The organism is Amycolatopsis pigmentata, assembly GCF_042684065.1.
Lineage (GTDB): Bacteria > Actinomycetota > Actinomycetes > Mycobacteriales > Pseudonocardiaceae > Amycolatopsis_E > Amycolatopsis_E pigmentata.
In genome coordinates, this window is the sequence record NZ_JBHUKR010000045.1 from 1 (window position 1) to 846 (window position 846).

Genomic DNA, 846 nt, shown 5'->3' on the forward strand with positions numbered 1-846 from the left:
GCGGGTGCTGATCTCGGATCTGGCCGGGCAGGGCGCGGTGACCATCCACCCCACCGCGCACGCCTACCGCCACGACCGTCCGATGCTGGAAAGGATCCTGGATGGACTCAAGCACCTCCCCGTCTGAGAACCTGACCATCTCGGCGAAAATCGTGATCGCCGGCGGGTTCGGCGTCGGCAAGACCACCCTGGTCACCTCCGTCTCCGACATCCCCCCGATCAACACCGAAGCCTGGATGACCGAAGCCGGGGAAGGCATCGACGACCTGCCCCCCGACGGTGGGAAGACCACCACCACCGTCGCGATGGACTTCGGCCGCATCGCCCTGCACCCCGACCTGCTGCTGTATCTGTTCGGCACCCCCGGCCAAGCCCGCTTCTGGTTCCTCTGGGACGACATCACCCGCGGCGCGCTCGGCGCGATCGTCCTGGTCGACACCCGCCGCCTGGAACAATCCTTCGCCGCCATCAACTACTTCGAACACGACACCGACCTGCCCTTCATCGTCGCGGTCAACCTCTTCCACGGACACCAAACCCACCCCCTCCACGACATCCGCGAAGCCCTCGACCTGCACCCCGACATCCCCCTGATCACCTGCGACGCCCGCAACCCCAAAGACACCATCAACGCCCTCCAAACACTGGTCACCCACACCCTGACCACCCACCACATCCACGAAACCGGAAAGAACCGCGCCCATGCGTAAGATCCTCATCGTCGGCGCCGGCCAATCCGGCCTCCAACTCGCCCTCACCCTCCAAGAACACGGCTACGACATCACCATCATCTCCGCCCGCACCCCCCACGAAATCCGCAACGGCTGGGTCACCTCCACCCAAGCC

The 846-nt window shown here is 65.4% G+C and carries 3 protein-coding genes; all 3 read left to right on the plus strand.

Annotated features, from left to right (window positions below):
* Positions 1-127 (plus strand): DUF742 domain-containing protein (locus ACFSXZ_RS41245; RefSeq protein WP_378272027.1); only part of this gene is annotated, 127 nt, incomplete at its 5' end.
* Complete coding sequence (locus ACFSXZ_RS41250; RefSeq protein ID WP_378272025.1) at positions 102-710, plus strand: GTP-binding protein; 609 nt, start codon at positions 102-104, stop codon at positions 708-710. The genes ACFSXZ_RS41245 and ACFSXZ_RS41250, both read left to right, overlap by 26 nt.
* Positions 703-846 (plus strand): NAD-binding protein (locus ACFSXZ_RS41255; protein WP_378272029.1); only part of this gene is annotated, 144 nt, incomplete at its 3' end. The genes ACFSXZ_RS41250 and ACFSXZ_RS41255, both read left to right, overlap by 8 nt.